Below are 20,952 nucleotides of genomic sequence, written 5' to 3' on the forward strand. Positions count from 1 at the left end.
GGGACGGAAGTTCCTTCTGGGCAGGGGCGGGACGGGTGGGGCAGTATGGCCCGGATGCAACGAGGATTCGTACACGCCGTGGCGTGGTCGCTCGCCACCGGCGCGGCGGTCACGCTGTCGTGGTGGGGCGTGCACACGGTGATGGCCGGTACCGCGTACGACCCTCCGCAGGCCCTCCCGGTCCCCACCGGCCCGCCGGCGCAGAGCGCCGCCGCGCAGAGCGTGAAAGCGCAGTCGTCCTCGTCCTCGACGCGGCGCCCCGAGGACGACGGGGGGCCCGCCGGGCAGCCGGAACGTTCCGCTTCGCCGCCGGCCACCCCGGCGGACCGCTCCGCCCCGGCCCCGAGCCGCACACCGGGCGGTTCCGCCGGCCGGTCCGGCGCCGGCTCCCCGTCGCAGCCGTCGTCGCGGCCGCCGGCGGCCGCGGACAGCCGGGTGAAGAGCTACACCACCGAGGGCGGCCGGGTGACCTTCGATCTGGGGAAGACCTCCGCCAAGCTGGTTTCCGCGACGCCGGCGACGGGCTGGTCGATGCAGGTCTGGAAGGACCCGTCGTGGATCCGGGTGGAGTTCACCGCGGGCGCGGCCGCGGTCTCGGTCTTCTGCACCTGGCACGACCACGAGCCGACGGTCGAGATCGTGAAGTCCTGATCCGGGTCGTCCGCTCCCGGCCGTTCGATCCGGGTCATCCGCTCCCGGGTCGTCCGCTCCCGACCGTCCGGCCCCGGTCAGGTGAAGGCGGACGCCGGCGGCTCCGGTGAGGGCCGCGCGCTCGCGTCGGTGACGGCGGCCGCGCCCCCCGTGAAGCCGGCCAGTTCCCGGCCGTGTTCCACCCGCCCCGGGTGCGGGTCGGTCGCGACGCGGCGGGTCCACTCGGCGACGGGCAGCGTACGGTCCGACGCCAGCAGCACCGCGTTGCCGAAGCGCCGCCCGCGCAGCACGGCCGGATCGGCGGCGAGGGCGAGTTCGGGCCAGACGGCGGCGGCGGTGGCGATCTGGCCGCGCAGGTACGCGAGGGGCGGGCCGTCGGCGAGGTTGGCGGCGTAGAAGCCCCCGGGCCTCAGCACTCTGCGTACGTCGGCGAGGAATTCGGTGCTGGTGAGGTGCCCGGGCGTGCGGGCTCCGCTGAACACGTCCGCGATCACCAGGTCCGCCCAGCCGTCCGCGACCTTGCCGAGCCCGGCGCGGGCGTCGAGGGAGCGGACGCGGATACGGGCCTGGGCGTCCAGCGGCACCACCCTGCGCACCAGTTGGACGAGCGCCGCGTCCACCTCGACGATCTGCTGGGTGGAGCGGGGCCGGGTGGCGGCGACGTAACGGGCCAGGGTGAAGGCGCCGCCGCCCAGGTGCAGGACGTGGACGGGCTGTCCCGGCGGGGCGGTGAGATCGGCGATGTGGCCGAGCCTGCGCTGGTACGCGAAGTCGAGGTGGGACGGGTCGTCGAGGTCCACGTGGGACTGCGGGGCGCCGTCGATGAGGAGGGTCCAGCCGCGCGGCCGGTCCCGGTCGGGTATCAGTTCGGCGAGTCCGCCGTCGACGTGCTCGACGACCGGCCCGGGGGCGGCGCGCTCGCGCCGTCTGCTGTTCTTTGCCACACAGCCAGTATCGGTTCGATCCGCTCAGCGGACCCGGTCGGCCGCCTCGATCAGCCGGGCCGCCTCGCCGAGTGCGGCCCTGAGCACCGCCGGGTCGGTGACCGGTCCCGTGTCCGTGGGCGGCAGCAGCCAGCCGGTGCCGCTGACGGGCGGCTCGGGAACCACGGGCCGCGCGTCGGCCCCGATGCCGCCGGTCAGGTCCGCCGGGAGGCGCAGGCCGCGTCCGGCCGTCTGCGTACAGGCGCTGCCCGGCATGTCCCAGCCGTCGGCGGTGCCGGGGGGTACCAGGAAGCCGAGGGTGGCGCAGGAGCCGTCGTGCAGCACGGGGCCGACGGCGGGGGCGGAGGCGCGGCGGATGATGTCCACCGCTTCGAGGCCCTGACGCACCGGGACCGTCACCAGGTCGCACGGTTCGGCACCAGGAACAACGGGAGTTCCTCCCGCCGCCGGTGGGCCGGCGCTGAAGTCCTGGGTGGGCCTGTGCCGAGCCGTTGTCCTTGAGCCGTTGATCTCCACGCCGGCCTCCAACAAGGGAACCCTCCTCGCTCGAACGGGAACCGCGCTCCCGCTCCTCATTCTCCAACGCGCGAAAGCGTCAACGGCTACGGCGCCGCGCCGCCGCAAAGGATGGCAGTTCATGGCAGATCGTGGGTGAGATATCCCGTTTGTAGCGGAACAGCGTGTGTTCAAGTCGTCACAGCGGGTACGTTTTTGCTCCGCTGAAGCACGCGAACCTTGCGGGAGGTCCTGGCCATGCCGAACAACGACTTCCGCCGCCTGCGAGGGTCCCGTTCACCGGCCGAATTCGCCGCCGCAGTCCGCAGGGCGGCACGTGAGATCGGTGAACAGGTCGCGTGCGACGCGCGCTACATCGGGCGCGTCGAAGCCGGCGAGATCCGTTGTCCCAACTATGCGTACGAACGCGTCTTCCTGTACATGTTCCCCGGCCTGACGCTGGCGGACCTGGGCTTCTCGGCCCGCGAAACGGTACGCGGCAGGGGGGCGCGCACCACCACGACCCACAGCGACAGCGACGAGGAGAGCGACGTGCTGCGTCGCGCGTTCATGACGAGCGGCACCACCACCGTGGCGGCCGTATCCCTGGGATTCGGCACCGCGCCGAGCACCCCCGGTGCCTCCGGTGCCTCCGGTGTGTCCGGCGCTTCCGGTGCGCCGGCCGCCGCGCACCGCCGGCTCGGCGAGGCCGAGGTCAAGGCGGTGGAGGACGCGGTGCGGCAGATCCGGCTGCTCGACGACCGGCACGGCGCCGACGGCCTGTACAAGCGGGCCGCGCAGCCGCTCCGGACCGCCTACGCCCTGCTCGAGGCGAGCACGACGTCCCGCAGGTCGATGGCCGACCGGCTGCACGCCGGCGCCGGTGAGCTCGCCCTCTCCGTGGGCTGGCTCGCGCACGACTCGGGCCGCTTCGACGACGCCCGCTCGCACTACGCGGAAGCGCTCGCGACGGCCCGGGTGGCCGGTGACCCCGCGCTGGAGGCCCACGCGTTCAGCAACTCGGCGTTCCTCGCACGGGACACGGGCCGGCCGCGCGAGGCGGTCCGGGCGGCCCAGGCGGGACAGCGCGCGGCGCGGCACGTGGCCTCGCCGCGGCTGCTCTCGCTGCTCACCCTGCGCGAGGCGGGCGGCTGGGCGGGGCTCGGTGACCGTACGGGCTGCGAACAGGCGCTCGGCCGCGCCAAGTCCCTCTTCGAACGCGGCACGGCACAGGCCGATCCCGAGTGGATGAGCTTCTTCGGCGAGGCGGAGCTGGAGGGGCTGGAGGCCCAGTGCTGGTCGGCCCTGGGCGACTGGTCGCGCGCCGCCCGGCACGCCCGGCGCGCGGCGGCGCTCCAGGACCCCCACTTCACCCGGAACCTGGCCCTCTACAGCGCCGAACTCGCCGACGACCTGGCCCGCGCCGGGGCGCCGGACGAGGCGGCCGCGGTGGGGCAGGACGTGCTGGATCTCCTGGAAGAGGTCCAGTCGTCCCGTATCCAGACCATGCTCACCGCGACGACGCGCGTCCTGCTGCCGCACCGCCGCTCGCCGTCGGTGGCTCCGTTCCTGACCCGGCACGCGAACGCGAGGACGTCGCGCGGCGCCTGAACCGTGCGGTCCCGGCCGCCGCGGCCCCGGTGCGCGGTCAGGCGGTCAGGTGGCCGGTCTCGTTCCAGCGCTCGATCGCCGGGTCGCCGTACGCCCAGCCGAGGACCGACAGGGACGTCGGGTCCAGCCGGATGCGGGCGCCGAACGAGACGTCCAGGCCGAGCCAGCGGGCGCCCAGCGCGCGCAGGATGTGGCCGTGCGCGAAGACCAGCACGTCGCGGTCGGCCGAGCGCGCCCAGGCGACGACCTCGTCCACGCGGCCGGAGAGCTCCGCGAGCGTCTCGCCGTCCGGCACCCCGTCGCGCCAGATGACCCAGTCGGGCCGCTCCTTCTGGATCTCGGGGGTCGTCATGCCCTCGTACGCCCCGTAGTCCCACTCCATCAGCGCGTCCCACTCCTGCGCGCGGTCGCCGAACCCGGCGATCGCGCAGGTCTCGCTGGCCCGCAGGAGCGGACTGGTGCGCACCTCGGCGTCCGGGAGGCCGCCGAACGGCGCCCGGTCCAGACGCTCGCCGAGCAGCTTCGCGCCGCGGCGGCCCTCGTCGAGCAGAGGGATGTCCGTCCTGCCGGTGTGCTTGCCGGACAGCGACCATTCGGTCTGTCCGTGCCGGGCCAGCAGGATGCGCGGTGCCATGACGATGTCTCCCTGACGGTGCGAGGAACGGCGTGATACGGGCGGAAAGGGCCGCCCGCACCATCATCGCGCACGTCTTCGAGGGGCAACCTGCCGGGCGATCCCGACGTCCCTGTACTCGCGCACCCGGTGCGCACACGTGTTCTCGTACGCCGTACGGTTGAAAGGGTGGCCAGACAGCCCGTAGGCCGCACATCAGACAAATGGAGAGCGTTCGGATGCAGGACACCGCGCCCCGCGGAAAGCCACGCTGGTGGACCGAGCTGCTGCTGATCGTGGTCGTCTACTCGGCTTACGCCGGCGGCCGGCTGTTCGTACGCGGTGACGAGGCGACGGCCGTCACACACGGTCTGGCGATCCTGCGCGTCGAGAAGCTCCTGCGCCTCAACGCCGAGCACCCCCTCAACCGGCTCTTCACCGAGCACGCCTGGCTCGGGATACCCGCCGACTTCGCCTACGCGTCGCTGCACTACCTCGTCACCCCGGCGATCCTCGTCTGGCTCTTCAGACGGCGCACCGCCCGCTACCGGGCCGCGCGCACCTGGCTGATGCTCTCGACCGTGCTCGGCCTGGCCGGCTTCACGCTGATGCCGACCTGCCCGCCCCGCCTCCTCGACGCGGGGCACGGCTTCGTCGACACGATGGCGCAGTACAGCGCGTACGGCTGGTGGGGCGACGCGGCGAGCGCGCCGCGCGGGCTCGGCTCGATGACCAACCAGTACGCGGCGATGCCGAGCCTGCATGTCGGATGGTCGCTGTGGTGCGGGGTGATGCTGTGGCGGCACGGGCGTACGCCGCTGATGAAGTTCCTCGGCGCCGCGTATCCGCTGCTGACCACTTTCGTGGTGATGGGGACGGCCAACCACTACTTTCTCGACGCGGTCGCCGGCGCTGCCGTGATGAGCCTCGGACTGGCTCTGACCAGGCCGTTCGTACGACTGGCCGACCGGGTGCGGGACCGGTTCGCCCCGGTGGCGGGCGCCGTGGAGTCCACCGTTTCCGGTGGCGTTGTCAGTGCCGGATGCGAGACTTCCGCGGGTGAGCGAATTCCTGGGCAGCGGACACGAACTGACACCTCCGCAGGTGCATCCGCACGTACCGCCGCAGAGCACGGCGCCGAAACCGGCGACGGCACTGCGGCAGCGGCTCGCTGAACTGCGCGGCCCGTCCGTCGCGCCACTGCCCCTGGACGCGCGCGCGTTGGCGGCGCTCGCCGCCAACCCGGGCTGCGAGCGGCGCGCGCTGCTCGACGGCGCGGGGGTGAACAAGACCGCGCTCGCCGCGGCGCTCGGCTCCCCCTCGGGATTCGGACAGTCGCAGTTCGCCTTCATGCGCGGCAACGCGTTCGAGGCCCGGGTCAAGGCCGACGGCGGCACGGAGCTGATGCGGCTGCTGTACGAGCGCATGGGCACCGGCTGCGAGCCCCCCGCCCCCGGCGGGACGCGTGTGCCCGACCTGGCGGCGGCCGGTCCCGAGGGCCGGGCCGCGCGGACGGCGCTGGCCCTGCGCGAGGCCACGGCGGCAGCGGCCTGGACGCTGCTCGACCACCCGCTGCTGGCCCTGGAGGTGGCGGGTTCGCCCGCGTACCTGGAACCGGACGCGGTGGTGGTCCACCCCGACGGGCACTGGACCGTCGTGGAGATCAAGTCCTTCCCGATGATCGACGGCTCGGCGGACGCGGCGAAGGTGGGCGCGGCCGCCCGCCAGGCCGCGGTGTACGTCCTGGCGCTGGAGCGGGTCGCGGCGAAGGTGGCGGACGCGCGGGTGCGCCACTCGGTGCTGCTGGTCTGCCCCAAGGACTTCTCCAACCTGCCGGCGGCGTCGGCCGTCGACGTACGCAAGCAGCGGTCGGTGACCCGGCGCCAGCTGGAGCGCCTGACCCGCGTCGAAGACCTCGCCGCCGCGCTCCCCGAGGGCACGACCTTCGACGTGGACCAGCCGGCGGAGAAGCTGGCGGCGGCCGTCGAATCGGTCGGCGCGGCGTACGCCCCGGAGTGCCTGGCCACGTGCGAGCTGGCCTTCCACTGCCGTGAGAAGGCGCGGGCGGCGGGCACGGTGGAGACACTGGGCCGCAGTGTGCGCGGCGAGCTCGGCGGCCTGACGACGATCGGCGAGGTCCTGGCCGCGGCGGAGGGGACGGCGGGGGATCCGGCCGATCCGACGGTGGCGGCCCTGCGCCGGGCGGCGGCGCTGCGGTCACAGGCGCTGGCCGTGTCCGCGGCGCCGGAGGGGGCGGCATGTCACTGATCAGCACACTCGCGCGGCTGGACGCCGTACGGACGGGGCGGGCCCAGGCGCTGGCCACCGTCCGGCACCGGCATCTGTCCGAACGGCCCCTGGTGTTCGTACCGCTGACGACCGCGGGCGAGGCCGGTGCGCCGCTCGGGGCGCTCGTCGGGACCGACCGGGACGCGCCGCGGCTCCTCGCGGTGACACAGCCGCGCGACCGCGATCTGCGGTTCGCGTTCCTCGCGGAGCTCGCCGAGGCCGTCCTGCCGTACATCGACGGGTACGCCGACGACGTCGAACCGGCCGAGCGGGGCGAGACCGACCCGGCGACCGGCAAGCGGGTCAAGGTCGAGGTCGAGCTGTGCAGGGACGCGCCACAGCTGATCGTGCCGAGCCGGGCGGGCATCGAGTACGTACGGCTGCTCGGGCGTTCGACGCGTTTCCGGCGCACGGCCGAGCAGGACCCGGACACGCCCTACCCCGCGCCCCCGCACATCCCGCTGCTCGGCCGCTGGCTGACGCACTACGGCGAGCGGGCCCGGGTGCCGGGGTCCTCGCTCCTCCTCGCGGCGACCGATCTGCTGGGCCGCCACTGGGCGACCGGGCAGTCCGGCCTGGAGGACCAGCACCTGGGCGCGCTGCTCGCCTGGATCGATCCGGGCTCCGCGGGACGTCCGGACGGATCCGGCGCCGAGGCCGCCCTGCGCGCGGAGCTGGAGCGGGACGGGCAGGGGCAGCTGGTGTGCCCGCCGGCCGGGCCCGCGACCGACCCGGCGTTCGACAACACACTGCTGGCGCCCGCGATCGACCGCTACGACCGGGCCCGCAAGGCGCTCGCCGCCGCCGAGGACGGCCTCGCGGCGGACGCGCGCCTCGGTGAACTGGCCGCCGCCGAGCGGCACATCCGCGAGCTGCTCGCCGGGCAGATGCTGCCCACCTGGAAGGCCGTGTGGCGCGGGCTCGACCTGCTGCGGGAGTTGCCGGAGGGAACGCGGGCGGCGGACCGCTGGACGCGCGACCGCTGGTCGTACACCGGCCACCGCGACCGCGTGCGGGCCGGGGAGCCGCCGCAGCCCCGGCGCGACGACGCGGTGACCGCCGCGCAGAAGCTCGCCTCCCGCGAGACCGCGCAGGCGCAGCTGGAGGCGCAGGAGGCGCTCGACGATCCGCTGGTGATGGCCGGGCGGCGGCTCGCGGGCGAGGCGTTCACCAGCGAGGTCCTGGACGTGGTGATGACCATGAGCGAGGGCAGGCGGCCGGGCCCCCGCCCCCTGGTCACCGTCCGCACGGACGACGCCCCGCACCTGGGCGGGCGCACCAAGGTCTACCGCTCGCTGGACGGCAGGCCGCAGACCGCGGAGTTCGTGCGGTACGAGGAGGAGGAAGGCGTCCTGGTGCTGCGGGTGACCGACAAGATGGGCCGCGGCAAGGAGCCGGCCCCCGGGTCCGTGCCGGAGAAGGGCGAGCACGTCTGCTGGACGCTCTTCGAGCACGACCAGCGCGGCGGCCCCCAACTGCCCGACCCGGAGGCGACGCCCTGGACCCACGGCGGCCCGCCGGGCGCGAGCGCCGAGCACCCCGACCCCGTGACCCCGGAGGACCTCCTGTGACCCGTCCCCCCTCCGCCGGGGCGCCGCGCTTCGACCCCGGCGCCGAGGCCGCCCGCGCGACCGCGGCGATCCTCCACGACACGCTGCACGGTGCGGACCGCGGCGTTGTCGTGGACTCGCCGCCCGGTGCGGGCAAGTCGACGCTCGTGGTGCGGGCAGCGCTCGAACTGGCTGCCGCGGGGCGGCCGTTGATGGTGATCGCGCAGACCAACGCCCAGGTCGACGACCTGGTCCTGCGGCTCGCGGAGAAGGAGCCGGACCTCCCGGTCGGCCGTCTCCACAGCAACGACACCGACCCGTACGACAAGGCCCTCGACGACCTCGCGAACGTACGGAAGTCGGCGAAGGCCGCCGACCTCGCGGGTCTGGACGTCGTCATCTCGACGGCCGCGAAGTGGGCGCACGTGAAGACCGTGGATCCGTGGACGCACGCGATCGTCGACGAGGCGTACCAGATGCGTTCGGACGCGCTGCTCGCCGTGGCCGGGCTCTTCGAGCGGGCGCTGTTCGTCGGCGACCCGGGCCAGCTGGACCCGTTCTCCATCGTCGGCGCCGACCAGTGGGCGGGGCTCTCCTACGACCCGTCCGCCAGCGCGGTCTCGACCCTGCTCGCCCACAACCCCGAGCTGCCCCAGCACCGCCTGCCCGTGTCCTGGCGGCTTCCGGCCTCGGCCGCGCCGCTGGTCTCCGACGCGTTCTACCCGTACACGCCCTTCCGCAGCGGTACGGGCCACGGCGACCGGCGCCTCACCTTCGGCGTCCCGTCCGACGGCTCGGGCCCCGACCGGGTGCTGGACGAGGCGGCCGCCTCGGGCTGGGGCCTGCTGGAACTCCCGGCCCGGCACACCCCGCGCACGGACCCCGAGGCCGTGGGGGCGGTGGCCCAGGTCGTACGCCGCCTCCTGGACCGGGGCGGCGCGGCGGTCAGCGAGCGCTCCCCCGACCCGGCCCCGCTGACGGCGGACCGGGTCGCGGTCGGCACGGCCCACCGCGACCAGGCGGCGGCGGTCCGGGCGGCACTGGCCGGCCTCGGCGTCACGGGCGTCGCGGTCGACACGGCGAACCGCCTCCAGGGCCGTGAGTTCGACGTGACGGTGGTGCTGCACCCGCTGTCGGGGCGGCCCGACGCGACGGCGTTCCACCTGGAGACGGGCCGCCTGTGCGTCCTGGCGTCGCGCCACCGGCACGCGTGTGTCGTGGTGTGCCGGGAGGGCGTCGCGGACCTGCTCGACGAGCACCCTTCGACGGAGCCGGTCCAGCTGGGCGTCACGGTCAAGTTCCCGGACGGCTGGGAGGCGAACCACGCGGTCCTGGCGCACCTGGCGGAGCACCGGGTCCGGTACCGGCCGCAGCCGTAGACCAGGGCCGCGGGCCGGGGCCCGAGGCGTACTTGCGCGGTCCGGGACAATGGACGGTGGCCATCGAGCACACGTGGCCGAAGAGGGAAGGAAAACCCATGGCGGAACCCGAGCGCACCGAGCGGCGGCTGCGCCCCGCGCCGCTGCTTTTCGAGCCTTCGGAGGCAGCCGCCGACCCCGAGCACTTCTTCGACCTGGAGTCGATGGAGGACCCCGGCGAGCTGCTGGAACGTGCCACGGAACTGACGCTGGCGTTCCGGACCGCGACCGACCGGGCCGTCGAGTTCCAGGCGATCGCCGCGGCTCAGCTCGCCGACCCCAAGCGCTTCGACCGGCTGACGGCGGCCGACATCGCACGGCGCGCGGACTGGACCGAGGACTACGCCAAGAAGATGGTGGAGTTCGGCCTCGACCTGCTCCGCGGCCCGAAACTGCCGTAGAACCGGAGCTTCCGTAGAACCGGAGCTTCCGTGGAGCCGCAGCGGACGCGGCGGTCTCGCTCTTCGGGCCGTCACAGACTCATGGCATATGCCGGGCCGCAAGATACCGCCCGCCGCTCCTCCCTGTCCCGGTTTCCGCGAACCCGCGGGGGCGGAGCAGTTCCTGTCGGTAGACGTAGATGACATGACCGCCCGCAAGCGAAACGACGTCTCCCCGTACGCGCACTCCAGCACCCCCGCCCACGTCACCTCCGCCGGCGCCGCCTGGCTCGCCTCCGCCGCCGCGTACCCGCGCAGCACCCTCTCGCTGTGGGAGGCCCGCCCCACCGATCCCGGCGTCCTGCCCTGCGGCTCCGTGTTCGACGTCGTGAGCGTCCCGGCGGTCTTCGGCCGCCGGATGCTGGACCGGTTATGGGCGGACGGGCCGGGTTCGGGTCCGGTCGCCGTCCACCGCGGCCGCATGCTGCTCTTCACCTCCCCCGGCACCGCCCAGCGGCTCCCGTCGCTGCTCACCTGGGAGGAGTGGGGCCAGACGGGGAGTACCGCCGAGGAGAGCGGGAAGGGCGCCGTGCCGTCGGTCCTGTGCCACGGCCCGGGCGACGCGGTGACCGTCCCCCCGCTCAGCGCCCCGGCCACCGCCCCGGCCGGCGCGGGACCGCGCTGGCTGGTCGCCCCCGACGTCCGCCGTCCGTGGCTGCCGGGCGCCGAGGCGATGCTCTGGGCGTGCGTACGGGCGGCCCGCCCCGACCGGGGCACGGAGGCCCGGATATCGATTTTTCCTCCCCCCGATCAGGGTGCTAAGGTCTACGACGTCAGCAGGCGCCGCTAGCTCAGTTGGTTAGAGCAGCTGACTCTTAATCAGCGGGTCCGGGGTTCGAGTCCCTGGCGGCGCACAGACGGGAAAGGCCCCTCGCGGAAGCGAGGGGCCTTTTCGTTGCCCGTGCCGGGCCGCCGGGTGGTCAGGCGTCCGGTGTGATCTGCACCGTCCACGCCCCCGACCGTGCGCGGTCCGCCACCTCCACCCTCGTCCCCTCCCCCGGCACCGTGAACGTCTCCCCCTCCTGCACCGGCGCGTCCGCCAGTGGCGGGTACACCGACCGGTCCCAGCACGCTTCGCTGTCCGGGTGGGCGTCCACCACCTCGATCGGCCCGCCGCCCGAGGCGGGCCCGTTGCGCACCCGGTAGATCAGTACGCCCTCCGTGCACAGCGCCCGGTCGTTGCCGGACCCGCTCCGCGCCTCGATGGCCAGCGCGCTGTCCTCCCCGGTGCGTACGACCGCGAGCCGCGTGCCGCCCTCCCCGCTCCGGGCCGGGTCGGCCGCCAGCGGCTCCAGGGTGAGGCGGGTCTCGCCGGTCCCCGGCACGCAGGCCACCTGCCGCGGGTCCAGCCAGCCCAGCTTCCACTTGTGCCAGCCGAAGAGTTCCGGCGCGAGCCCGAACTGGCTGCCCATGACGTCCCAGTCCCCCACGTACGTGTCCCAGTCGCCCTTGCCGTCCACCGGCCGGTGGTAGAGATCGGGCAGGTCGAAGACGTGGCCGGTCTCGTGGGCCAGCACATTGCGGTCCGGCGGGTGCTGCTCGAAGACGGTGACGATGCGCTTGATGTCCCGGCCGTCGGCCCGCAGCGGTCTGTCGAAGTTGACGACCTTGGTCGCGTCGGAGTCCACGCCGGGCGCGTTCGGGTCGGCGACGAGATAGACGATGTCGTACCGCGCGAAGTCGACCCGGTCGTCGGCAGCGGCCACCGCGTCGCTCAGATAGGCCGTGCGGTGCCCGGCGTCCCAGTCGCGCTCTATGCCGTACGCCGTGGAGTCCCGCGGCATCTCGACCCACTCGCTCTGCGGGTGCGGCCGCAGGGTGAACCTCCCGTACGAGGCGTGCCGGAAGAAGTCGCTGGTGGCCGGGAAGTAGTCGGCGGCGATCTCGTCCGGGGTGAGCGTGGGCGCCGAGTCGGGGAAGGCCAGGAAGATCATGACCGCGTCGAGGGTGCGCAGGGGGCGCGGGTAGGCCGGGTTCCAGCTGTCGAGGCCCAGCGAGTGGTGCGCCGTGGTGCGCGCCAGCACGCAGGGCCCCTCGCTCCGCGCCGCCACGGCGGGGCCCGCGACGAGGGAGGTGGCGGCGAGCGCCGTGAGGGAGGTGAACACCGCGGCTGTGCTGCGCAGGCGTTCGCGCCGGCACCGGCGGGACCGGTCGGCTCCCCCGGGTGCCTGCTGACGGACCACGTCGACCTCCGGGTGCGTAAGTACGGGACGCCCCACCCACATTGTTGCGTTTTTATGAGGTATGCCCTGTTCCACTACCCCACATGGGTGACAGGGTCTCCGACACCTCATCCGTAGCCCGACACCCCGGGAGACATCACGGAAAGTCACAAACGGTCGCGGAGGAACACCACAAGGCGCGCATGTGCAGAAACGATCGTCCGCGGACGTCAGGTGCGCCGCGTCACGGTGGCGTAGCTGGATCGGCCGTCCCGGCAGCCTCTATGATCGGCACACTTTCCTGCATGGAATCCGCCCCGGGCGGTGGTTCCCCACCCCGCCGCCGACCCCGACGACACCTGGAAGCGATCAATGCCCTGCGGGAGCGAGCGGTGAGCGGAACCTTCGAAGGACCCGGTTCGGCCCCCCACACCATTCGGCCGACAGTCACACAGTGTAATGAATCCGGTCGTTCCGCGACCGAGCCGCGCGACTACCGGGCGGCCTTCCACGTCGCGCACCTCGCCATGGCCGTCGTGGACCGCGAGGGGCGCGTCGTCACCGCCAACCCCTCCCTCGCCGGGCTCCTCGGCACGGACGCCGGCCGGCTGCACGAGCGGTCCGCGGCGGACCTCCTGGACCTCGCCGCCGACGCCCGCCACCTGCACGCCTACCGCGAGGTCCTCGCCGGCCGGCGCGCCCGCTTCCGCTGCACCCGCCGGCTCAAGCACCCCGACGGGCGGTCCCTGTGGGCCGAGGTCACCATGACGCCCGTACCGGGCAGCGGAACGGCGTTGCTCTCGGTCGCGGACGTCAGCGACCGGCGTGAGCTCCAGGCCAGGCTGCGCCACCTCCAGATGCACGACCCGGTGACCCGGCTCCCCAACCGCACGCTGTTCTTCGAGCGGCTCACGTCCGCGCTGGAGAACGCGGCGTACGAGGACGGGAGCACGGGCCGGATCGGCGTCTGCTACCTCGACCTCGACGGGTTCAAGGCCGTCAACGACACCCTCGGCCACCGCATCGGCGACCGGCTGCTGACCGCCGTGGCCTCGCGGCTGACCCGGTGCGCCGAGCAGTACGGCTACGCCCGGACCGGCGGCCATCTGGTCGCGCGGCTCGGCGGTGACGAGTTCGCGCTGCTCGTCGAGGACTCCACCGGCACGGAGCAGCTCGCCGACCTGGCCCAGGCCGTGCTGACCGCCCTTCAGCTCCCCTTCGACCTGGCCGGGCAGCGGCTGGCGGTGTCCGCGTCCATCGGGGTCGTGGAGCGGGCCGCGGCCGGGACCACGGCGACCGCCCTGATGCAGGCCGCGGACACGACGCTGTACTGGGCGAAGGCGGACGGCAAGGCCCGCTGGACGCTCTTCGACCCCGAGCGCAACGCCCACCGGATGACCCGCCAGGCCCTGTCCAGCACGCTGCGTCCGGCCGTCGAGCGCGGCGAGTTCACGCTGGAGTACCAGCCGCTGGTGGACCTGGAGGGCGGCGGCGTACGGGGGGTGGAGGCGCTGGTCCGCTGGGAGCATCCGCAGTTCGGCACGCTGGCGCCGAATCGGTTCATCTCCATCGCGGAGGAGGACGGCTCGATCGTCCAGCTCGGCCGCTGGGTGCTGCGGACGGCCTGCCGGCAGGCCAGGCAGTGGCAGATCGAGCACCCCGGCACGCCGCCGATCTTCGTCAGCGTCAACGTCGCCGTCCGCCAGGTGTGGGACTCCGACCTGGTGGCCGATGTCGCCGGGATCCTCGCCGAGACGGGCCTCGCGCCGGACCTGCTGCAGCTGGAGCTGACCGAGTCCGCGGTGATGGGCTCGGCGGGACGGCCGCTCCAGGCGTTGCAGGCGCTGAGCGACATGGGGGTGCACATCGCGATCGACGACTTCGGGACCGGCTACTCGAACCTCGCGTATCTGAGCCGGCTGCCGGTCTCGGTGCTCAAGCTGGACGGGTCCTTCGTCCGCGGCTTCCAGGACGAGGCGCACGCGAACCCGGCCGACGAGACGATCGTCGAGGCCATGGTGCAGCTCGCGCACCGGCTGGGGCTCACCGTCACGGCCGAGTGCGTGGAGACGACCGGGCAGGCCGCGCGGCTGCGCAGGATCGGCTGCGACACGGGGCAGGGGTGGCTGTACTCGCGGGCGGTGCGCCCCGAGCGGATCGCCGCGATGATCGCCGTCAGCCCGCAGCGGGTCTGACGGCGACCGCCGGGGAGGTCACGCGCGGGGCAGGCCGTACGCGTCCGCGATGAGTTCGTACGAGCGCAGGCGGGCGTCGCCGCCGTGGGCGTTGGCCGTGATCATCAGCTCGTCGGCGCCGGTGCGCTTGGCCAGGTCGTCGAGGCCGGTGCGGACCTCGTCCGGGGTGCCGTGGACGACGTTGCCGAGCCAGCTGTCGACGAACTCGCGCTCCATGGAGCTGAAGGGGTACGCCGCGGCCTCCTCCGGCGTCGGGATCAGACCCGGGCGGCCGGTGCGCAGGCGGATCATCGACAGGGCGCCGGTGAGGACCTGGCGGCGGGCCTCCTTCTCGTCGTCCGCCGCGAGGGCCGACACGCCGATCAGGGCGTACGGGGCGTCGAGGACGGCCGAGGGGCGGAACGACTCGCGGTAGAGGTCGAGCGCCGGGATGGTGTTCTGCGCCGAGAAGTGGTGGGCGAAGGCGAAGGGCAGGCCGAGCGTGGCCGCGAGGCGGGCGCTGAAGCCGGAGGAGCCGAGCAGCCAGATCGGCGGGCGGGCCGACGGTCCCTGGACCGGGCCCGGGACCGCGTGGATGCGGGCGTACGGGTGGCCGTCGGGGAAGTCGTCGTCGAGGAACCGGGTCAGCTCGGCGAGCTGCTGCGGGAAGTCGTCGGCGCCTTCGTTCAGGCGGTCGGTGCGGCGCAGCGCGGCCGCGGTGGCGCCGTCGGTGCCGGGTGCGCGGCCCAGGCCCAGGTCGACGCGGCCGGGGGCGAAGGCTTCGAGCGTGCCGAACTGTTCGGCGATGACCAGCGGCGCGTGGTTGGGCAGCATGACGCCGCCGGAGCCGAGGCGGATGCGGTCGGTGTGGGCGGCGATGTGGGCGAGGATCACGGCCGGGGAGGAGCTGGCGACGCCGGGCATGGAGTGGTGCTCGGCGACCCAGTAGCGGTGGAAGCCGCGCTTCTCGGCCTGGCGCGCGATGGCGACGCTGGTGCGCAGGGCCTCGGTGGCGGTGGTTCCGCTGCCCACCGTCGCCAGGTCGAGTACGGAAAGGGGTACCGGCGCGCCTGCGCTCGCCGTGCCTCGAATCGCGTCCACCGGTGTGTCCTCCTGAGTGCGGTACGTACGACGGAGGCGACAACAGGAGGGGGGCTCCGCTTATTCCCCGGGCCGGGGTCCGCGGAGCGCACCCCGGCCCGGGAGCCCGGTCGCTCCGCCGGCCAAACCGTGGCGGCCGCTCAGACGACCGGCTCGCCGATGCCGAGCATGTTCCCCTCGCTGTCACGGAACCAGGCGCCCCGCTCGCCCCGGGCACCCTTGCCCGGGTAGTTCCCGTCGATCTCGGCGATCCCGTCCCTGGTCCGGAACCCGTCCACGTCGACCTCCTCGAACACCACGCCGCGCCGCTTGAGCTCCGAGACGACGGCCTCGATGTCGTCGACCTCGAAGGCCATCTGCGTGAAGGTGCCGGGCGAGGCCCCCGTCGACCGGAACAGCACGAAATCCGCGCCTTCGCACCGGTACAGCAGCCCGCCGGGCCGTTCGTCGACGGGCCGCAGGCCGAGCCGCTCGGCGTAGAAACGCCGCGCCCGGTCCAGGTCCTGAGCGGGAAGCCTGGTCGCCACCCGCGCCCGGGCGAGAAGGTCCCTGTCGTCCGTGTCCATGCCTCCACTGTGCCGCGAGCGGCAGCCGCGGAGCGGGAGGCGGCCGGCGCGCGCCGCGGCGGTCACCCCACCGGGCCGTGCGGATCGAAGCGGATCAAAGAGGCGCGTCCCGGTCCTCGCGGGCGAAGAGCGTTCCGAGCCCCTTCGCCCGCACCCGCCGCCCCGCCAGCCGCAGTCCCTCCCACACCGTGACCTGGTTCGCGGTGAGGACCGGCTTGCCCAGCGCCTCCTCCAGCTCCGTCAGGTACGCCGCCGTGTGCAGCGCCGTGTCCGGCAGCAGCACCGCCTCCGCGTCCGGACGGTCGCCCGCGCGGGCCAGCGCCAGCACCTCGTCCCGGCCCCACGTGCCGGCCTCGGCAGCGGTGACGACACCGCTGCCGCGCGCCGCGACGACCTCGGTGCCCGCCGCTTCGAGGAAGCCGGTGAAGTGCGCCGTCACGTCGTCCGGGTACGTCGCCGCGACCGCGACCCGGGCGGCGCCCAGGTCCCGTACCGCGTGGATGAAGGCGAACGACGTGCTGGAGGCGGGCAGGCCGGCCGCCTGCGCCAGCAGGCCGACCTGGTCCCGCGCGCCGTCCGGACCGAAGACGAAGCTGCCGCTCGTGCACGCCCACACCACCGCCTCCGCCCCCGCGAGCCGCAGCTCCTCCACCCCGGCCGCGAGGCGCGCGGGCGAACCCATCTCCAGGAGGGCGTCGACGCGGTGCGCGTCCTCGCCGACGTCGGTGTGCACGACGGCCAGCCGCACATCGCTGTCGAGGAGCATCTCCATCCGCGGGTAGTCGTCCTCCGCGGAGTGTCCGGGGTAGAGAAAACCGACCGCTGTCATGACCATCCCTCTTGTCGCTGTTGCCGGGGCTGCCCGGTCGCCGGTGCCGGCGCGGGCTCGGGCACCTGTGCCGTCCCGTCGGTGAGCAGCTGCTGGTACGGGCCGACGGCGCGCTCCCCGATCCGCCGCGGCGCGGACCACATCGTGACCTGGTTGGCGGAGAGCACCGGCATCCGCAGCCCGGCCTCCAGCTGCGGGATCACGTCGTACGCCGGCAGGTTGGCGCAGCTGATGAAGAGGCAGTCGGCCGCCCCCACCACCGCTTGTCTGGCCATGTCCACCACATCCCGGTAGGGGACCTTCCAGATGTGCCGGGTCAGTCCGAGGAAAGCGCGTCCCGTGACCGCTATCCCGGCTTCGGCGAGATATTCCCCCAGGGAACTCGTCACCGATTCGGTGTACGGGGTGACCAGCGCGACCCGCCGCGCCCCCGGCTCACCGAACTCGTCGCGTCCGGCACGGTGGTGACCAACGCCCGCGGGACCTTCGACCTGCCCATCGCCGAATACGTGGCGGGCCTGGTCGTCGCCATGACCAAGGACCTGCCCGGCACCAGCAGCCCGCCGCGAGCGTGCCGTGCGGGACGGACGCGGACGGATTGCCGGCCGGGTCGCAGCTGGTGGCCGCGCGCCACCGGGACGACCTGGTGCTGCGCGGCGCACGCGCTGTACGGGAGCGGGATCACTGGCCTCGGCCCGGAGCGCGGGCCGCGGGCCGTAACCGTGGGACGCCGTGCCCAACTGGGTGCCGGAGAAGGAGAAGTAGCAGAGGTCGCCGGGAACGGGGGTGACGGTCGGGTTCTCCAGCGGTGGCTCCTGCGCGGCGAAGGGAGGGACCAGGGCGTAGATCTCGTCGCGGGCGTACTTCGCGTGGTAGACGTCCCCGCTCAGCGGAAGCGCCTGCCACACCGCCTCGCAGGTGACCGGCGCCCGGTCGTCCAGGAGTTTCGCGGTGCAGCGCACACCGCGCCTGTCGAGCGACACGTCCACGAACCGGTCGGTCATGACCCCCTCGTCCCCGGCGGGTCAAGGGCGCCCCCGCCCCACCAGGGGCGCCGGCGGCCGGAATTGACCGGCATACCTTGTCTGGAGTGGGGTAGCCGCGCGCCCATGGCTTCACCACCGGGGAAAGACTCAGGCAGTACGGCAAGACCCTCGATACGCAGGCGTTCGCTCCTGTTCGGCACGGCCGCGCTGGGCGCCGCAGGGGCGCTCGGCGCGGCAGGGTGCAGCAAGGTCCCGTCCGGCGACACGCTCGCCCGGCTCAGGTCCCAGGGCACCGTCCGGCTCGGGATCGCGGGCGAGGCCCCGTACGGATACATCGACGAGCAGGGCGCGTTCACCGGCGAGGCGGTGGAGCTGGCGAAGGTGATCTTCAAGCGGCTCGGTGTGCCCGACGTGCAGCCCTCGCCGACCGACTTCTCCTCACTGATACCCGGTCTCAACTCGCAGCAGTTCGACGTGGTCTCCGCCGGGATGTACATCAACAAGGAACGCTGCGCACAGGTCGTCTTCGCCGATCCCGAGTACCAGATGCTCGACTCCTTCATCGTCCGCAAGGGCAACCCGAAGAACCTCCGCTCCTACGAGGACGTGGTGGCGGCCAAGGCGAGACTCGCCACCGGCACCGGTTACGCCGAGATCGACTACGCGGTCGCGGCGGGCATCCCGCGCAAGGAGATCGTCATCCTCCAGGACCCGGTCGCGGGCCTGAACGCCGTCGAGTCCGGCCGCGTCGACGTCTTCGCGGGCACCGCCCTCACCAGCCGGAACGTGGTGAAGAAGAGCACGAAGGCCGAGGCGACGAAGCCCTTCGCGCCCGTCGTGGACGGCAAGAAGAAGATCGACGGCGGCGGCTTCGCCTTCCGGCCGACCGACACCGGGCTCCGCGACGCCTTCAACGGGGAGATCCACCGGATGAAGAAGAGCGGCGAGCTCTTCCGGATCCTGCGGCCGTTCGGCTTCACCGAGTCGGAGATGACCACGATGACCGCAGAGGAGCTGTGCGCATGACAGCCGGACTGTGGACCAACTGGGTCATCCCTGGCATCTGGATCACCCTCCAGCTCACGGTGTACAGCGCCGCCCTGGCCGCCGTCGTGGCGTTCGGCATCGGCATGGCCCGCACCCACCACTCGCGCTTCGTCCGCTTCCTGGCGGGCTTCTACACCGAGGTCTTCCGCGGCACGTCCGCGCTGGTGCTGATGTTCTGGCTGTTCTTCGTGATGCCGATCCTCTTCGGCTGGGCGCTCGTCCCGATGTGGTCGGCCGTCCTGGCGCTGGGACTCTCGTACGGGGCGTACGGCGCCGAGGTCGTGCGCGGCGCGCTGAACTCGGTGACCCCGGCCCAGCGCGAGGCGGGGATCGCGCTCAGCTTCACCCCCTGGCAGCGGATGCGGCTGATCATGCTGCCGCAGGCGGTGCCCGAGATGATCCCGCCCTTCAACAACCTGCTGATCGAGCTGCTCAAGGGCACGGCGCTGGTGTCGCTGCTCGGTGTGGCCGACACGTCGTTCTCCGCCTATCTGGTGCGCCTGGCCACCCAGGAGAGCGCCGAGATCTACTCGGTGACCCTGGTGATCTACTTCGTGCTCGCCTTCGCCCTCACCCGGGGCATGCGCGTGCTGGAGCGCAGGGCCAAGGCCGGCATCGGCATCACCGCCCCCGCCGGAGGTGCGCGATGAACACCTGGGACTGGTCCGCGGTCGCGGACTTCATGCCGGCGTTCCGGGACGGCGTGCTCGTCACGCTCCAGGTCCTGGCGTTCGGCTCGCTGATCTCGTTCACGCTCGGCCTGGTCTGGGCGATCGGCTACCGGGGGCCGCGCTGGGTCCGCTGGCCGGTGAACACCGTCACCGAGTTCATCCGCAACACCCCGCTGCTGGTGCAGCTCTTCTTTTTCTTCTTCGTCCTGCCGGAGTGGGGCGTGCAGGCCTCGGCGCTGGTCACCGGCACGCTCGCGATCGGGCTGCACTACTCGACGTACACCGCGCAGGTCTACCGGGCCGGCATCGACGCCGTACCGGCCGGGCAGTGGGAGGCGGCCACGGCACTGAGTCTGCCGGTCTCCCGCACCTGGTTCGCGGTGATCCTGCCGCAGGCGATCCGCCGGATCGTGCCCGCGCTCGGCAACTACGTGATCTCCATGCTGAAGGACACCCCGCTGCTCGCCGCCATCGGCGTCATGGAGATGCTCCAGCAGTGGCGGCTGGCCGGCGCGCAGACCTTCCAGTACGCCGAGCCGCTGACCGTCGTCGGCGTCGCCTTCATCCTCATCGCCTACCCGGCTTCTCTTCTCATGCGAGCCCTGGAGCGCCGTCTTGTCCGCTGACCCGATCCCCAACGAGCTGATCCGCTTCGACAACGTCACCAAGCGGTTCGGCGACAACACCGTCCTGGACAACCTCTGCTTCTCGGTGCAGTCCGGAAAGCACGTGACCCTGATCGGCCCCTCCGGCTCCGGCAAGACCACGATCCTGCGGCTGCTGATGACCCTGGTGAAGCCCGACGAGGGCGTGATCCGGGTGAACGGCGGGCAGCTCTTCCCGGCGGGCGAGAAGGAGGTCCGGGAGGTGCGCAAGAACATCGGCATGGTCTTCCAGCAGTTCAACCTCTTCCCCAACATGAACGTCCTGCGCAATGTCACCGAGGCCCCCGTCCGGGTCCTGGGCATGTCGAAGGACGAGGCCGCCGAGCGCGCCAAGGGCCTGCTCGACCTGGTCGGGCTCGGTGACAAGCAGGACGCCAAGCCGGCCCAGCTCTCCGGCGGCCAGCAGCAGCGGGTCGCCATCGCGCGCGCCCTCGCCATGCGCCCGCAGGTGCTGCTGCTGGACGAGGTGACGTCGGCGCTCGACCCGGAGCTGGTGGCGGGCGTGCTCGACGTACTGCGCGACATCGCCCGTACGACCGACATCACCATGCTCTGCGTCACGCACGAGATGAACTTCGCGCGGGACATCTCCGACGACGTCCTGATGTTCGACGCGGGCCGGGTGATCGAGTCCGGTCCCCCGGAGAAGATCTTCAGCGATCCGGAGCACGAACGTACGCGCGAATTCCTCGGCGCGGTGCTCTGACCTCGCGGTCCGTCCGAAAACCTTGACTCCGGCA

General features: G+C 73.0%; 21 protein-coding genes and 1 tRNA gene. 14 read left to right on the forward strand and 8 right to left on the reverse strand.

Translation table 11 applies throughout. The features are described from left to right. Positions 1-54: 54 nt before the first annotated feature. Positions 55-651 (forward strand): hypothetical protein, encoded by a 597-nt coding sequence (locus ACWD0Y_RS01425; RefSeq protein ID WP_450258432.1) that lies wholly within the window; start codon positions 55-57, stop codon positions 649-651. 77 nt (positions 652-728) lie between these two features. Here ACWD0Y_RS01425 and ACWD0Y_RS01430 read toward each other — a convergent pair whose 3' ends face one another. Next, entirely contained in the window at positions 729-1,595 is an 867-nt protein-coding gene (locus ACWD0Y_RS01430) for a spermidine synthase (RefSeq protein ID WP_450258433.1), read from the reverse strand. A gap of 24 nt (positions 1,596-1,619) precedes the next feature. Continuing rightward, positions 1,620-2,123, reverse strand: a complete 504-nt coding sequence (locus ACWD0Y_RS01435; protein WP_450258490.1) for a hypothetical protein — start codon at positions 2,121-2,123, stop codon at positions 1,620-1,622. A gap of 225 nt (positions 2,124-2,348) precedes the next feature. On the opposite strand from ACWD0Y_RS01435, the gene ACWD0Y_RS01440 reads away from it, so the two are divergent. Beyond that, a complete protein-coding gene (locus ACWD0Y_RS01440) occupies positions 2,349-3,701 on the forward strand; it encodes a hypothetical protein (protein WP_450258434.1) in 1,353 nt (450 codons plus the stop codon). A gap of 37 nt (positions 3,702-3,738) precedes the next feature. On the opposite strand, the gene ACWD0Y_RS01445 is transcribed toward ACWD0Y_RS01440, so the two are convergent. After that, complete coding sequence (locus ACWD0Y_RS01445; protein WP_450258435.1) at positions 3,739-4,335, reverse strand: histidine phosphatase family protein; 597 nt, start codon at positions 4,333-4,335, stop codon at positions 3,739-3,741. 203 nt (positions 4,336-4,538) lie between these two features. Here ACWD0Y_RS01445 and ACWD0Y_RS01450 point away from each other — a divergent pair, with 203 nt between their 5' ends. The 7 genes from ACWD0Y_RS01450 to ACWD0Y_RS01480 all read left to right on the forward strand — a co-directional run bounded on the left by ACWD0Y_RS01450 (position 4,539) and on the right by ACWD0Y_RS01480 (position 10,865). After that, on the forward strand, positions 4,539-5,489 hold the full coding sequence (locus ACWD0Y_RS01450; protein WP_450258436.1) for a phosphatase PAP2 family protein: 951 nt from the start codon (positions 4,539-4,541) through the stop codon (positions 5,487-5,489). Then, the gene (locus tag ACWD0Y_RS01455) at positions 5,374-6,582 is read left to right on the forward strand and encodes a hypothetical protein (RefSeq protein WP_450258437.1); all 1,209 of its coding nucleotides are present in this window, start codon (positions 5,374-5,376) and stop codon (positions 6,580-6,582) included. The genes ACWD0Y_RS01450 and ACWD0Y_RS01455 overlap by 116 nt, the downstream gene beginning before the upstream one ends. Further along, entirely contained in the window at positions 6,573-8,174 is a 1,602-nt protein-coding gene (locus tag ACWD0Y_RS01460; RefSeq protein ID WP_450258438.1) for a hypothetical protein, read from the forward strand. Before ACWD0Y_RS01455 ends, ACWD0Y_RS01460 begins: the two co-directional genes overlap by 10 nt. After that, complete coding sequence (locus ACWD0Y_RS01465) at positions 8,171-9,532, forward strand: AAA family ATPase (protein ID WP_450258439.1); 1,362 nt, start codon at positions 8,171-8,173, stop codon at positions 9,530-9,532. Before ACWD0Y_RS01460 ends, ACWD0Y_RS01465 begins: the two co-directional genes overlap by 4 nt. Before the next feature lie 98 nt (positions 9,533-9,630). After that, positions 9,631-9,972, forward strand: a complete 342-nt coding sequence (locus tag ACWD0Y_RS01470) for a hypothetical protein (RefSeq protein ID WP_450258440.1) — start codon at positions 9,631-9,633, stop codon at positions 9,970-9,972. Positions 9,973-10,156: 184 nt separating this feature from the next. Then, complete coding sequence (locus ACWD0Y_RS01475; RefSeq protein ID WP_450258441.1) at positions 10,157-10,801, forward strand: hypothetical protein; 645 nt, start codon at positions 10,157-10,159, stop codon at positions 10,799-10,801. Next, positions 10,792-10,865: transfer RNA gene (locus ACWD0Y_RS01480), tRNA-Lys, on the forward strand. Before ACWD0Y_RS01475 ends, ACWD0Y_RS01480 begins: the two co-directional genes overlap by 10 nt. Before the next feature lie 66 nt (positions 10,866-10,931). On the opposite strand, the gene ACWD0Y_RS01485 is transcribed toward ACWD0Y_RS01480, so the two are convergent. Further along, positions 10,932-12,236 (reverse strand): M6 family metalloprotease domain-containing protein, encoded by a 1,305-nt coding sequence (locus ACWD0Y_RS01485; protein WP_450258442.1) that lies wholly within the window; start codon positions 12,234-12,236, stop codon positions 10,932-10,934. Positions 12,237-12,478: 242 nt separating this feature from the next. Between ACWD0Y_RS01485 and ACWD0Y_RS01490 the strand changes: the two genes are divergently transcribed. Further along, positions 12,479-14,368 (forward strand): putative bifunctional diguanylate cyclase/phosphodiesterase, encoded by a 1,890-nt coding sequence (locus ACWD0Y_RS01490; RefSeq protein ID WP_450258443.1) that lies wholly within the window; start codon positions 12,479-12,481, stop codon positions 14,366-14,368. 18 nt (positions 14,369-14,386) lie between these two features. Here ACWD0Y_RS01490 and ACWD0Y_RS01495 read toward each other — a convergent pair whose 3' ends face one another. From ACWD0Y_RS01495 to ACWD0Y_RS01510, 4 genes are all read right to left on the reverse strand, one after another. After that, positions 14,387-15,448, reverse strand: a complete 1,062-nt coding sequence (locus tag ACWD0Y_RS01495; RefSeq protein WP_450258444.1) for an LLM class flavin-dependent oxidoreductase — start codon at positions 15,446-15,448, stop codon at positions 14,387-14,389. A 140-nt stretch (positions 15,449-15,588) separates the two neighbouring features. After that, positions 15,589-16,014, reverse strand: a complete 426-nt coding sequence (locus ACWD0Y_RS01500) for a VOC family protein (protein ID WP_450258445.1) — start codon at positions 16,012-16,014, stop codon at positions 15,589-15,591. Between the two features lie 94 nt (positions 16,015-16,108). Beyond that, a complete protein-coding gene (locus tag ACWD0Y_RS01505) occupies positions 16,109-16,843 on the reverse strand; it encodes a maleate cis-trans isomerase family protein (protein WP_450258446.1) in 735 nt (244 codons plus the stop codon). Continuing rightward, positions 16,840-17,847, reverse strand: a complete 1,008-nt coding sequence (locus ACWD0Y_RS01510; RefSeq protein ID WP_450258447.1) for a DUF3830 family protein — start codon at positions 17,845-17,847, stop codon at positions 16,840-16,842. The genes ACWD0Y_RS01505 and ACWD0Y_RS01510 overlap by 4 nt, the downstream gene beginning before the upstream one ends. A gap of 105 nt (positions 17,848-17,952) precedes the next feature. Here ACWD0Y_RS01510 and ehuB point away from each other — a divergent pair, with 105 nt between their 5' ends. Genes ehuB through ehuA form a run of 4 tightly spaced genes read left to right on the forward strand, consistent with a single transcriptional unit; the run spans position 17,953 to position 20,918 of the window. Next, positions 17,953-18,855 (forward strand): ectoine/hydroxyectoine ABC transporter substrate-binding protein EhuB, encoded by a 903-nt coding sequence (ehuB, locus tag ACWD0Y_RS01515; protein WP_450258448.1) that lies wholly within the window; start codon positions 17,953-17,955, stop codon positions 18,853-18,855. Then, complete coding sequence (gene ehuC, locus ACWD0Y_RS01520; protein ID WP_450258449.1) at positions 18,852-19,526, forward strand: ectoine/hydroxyectoine ABC transporter permease subunit EhuC; 675 nt, start codon at positions 18,852-18,854, stop codon at positions 19,524-19,526. The genes ehuB and ehuC overlap by 4 nt, the downstream gene beginning before the upstream one ends. Further along, complete coding sequence (gene ehuD / locus ACWD0Y_RS01525) at positions 19,523-20,173, forward strand: ectoine/hydroxyectoine ABC transporter permease subunit EhuD (protein ID WP_093800713.1); 651 nt, start codon at positions 19,523-19,525, stop codon at positions 20,171-20,173. The genes ehuC and ehuD overlap by 4 nt, the downstream gene beginning before the upstream one ends. Continuing rightward, a complete protein-coding gene (ehuA, locus tag ACWD0Y_RS01530) occupies positions 20,163-20,918 on the forward strand; it encodes an ectoine/hydroxyectoine ABC transporter ATP-binding protein EhuA (protein WP_450258450.1) in 756 nt (251 codons plus the stop codon). The genes ehuD and ehuA overlap by 11 nt, the downstream gene beginning before the upstream one ends. Positions 20,919-20,952 lie beyond the last annotated feature (34 nt).

This window comes from Streptomyces altiplanensis (genome assembly GCF_053591575.1).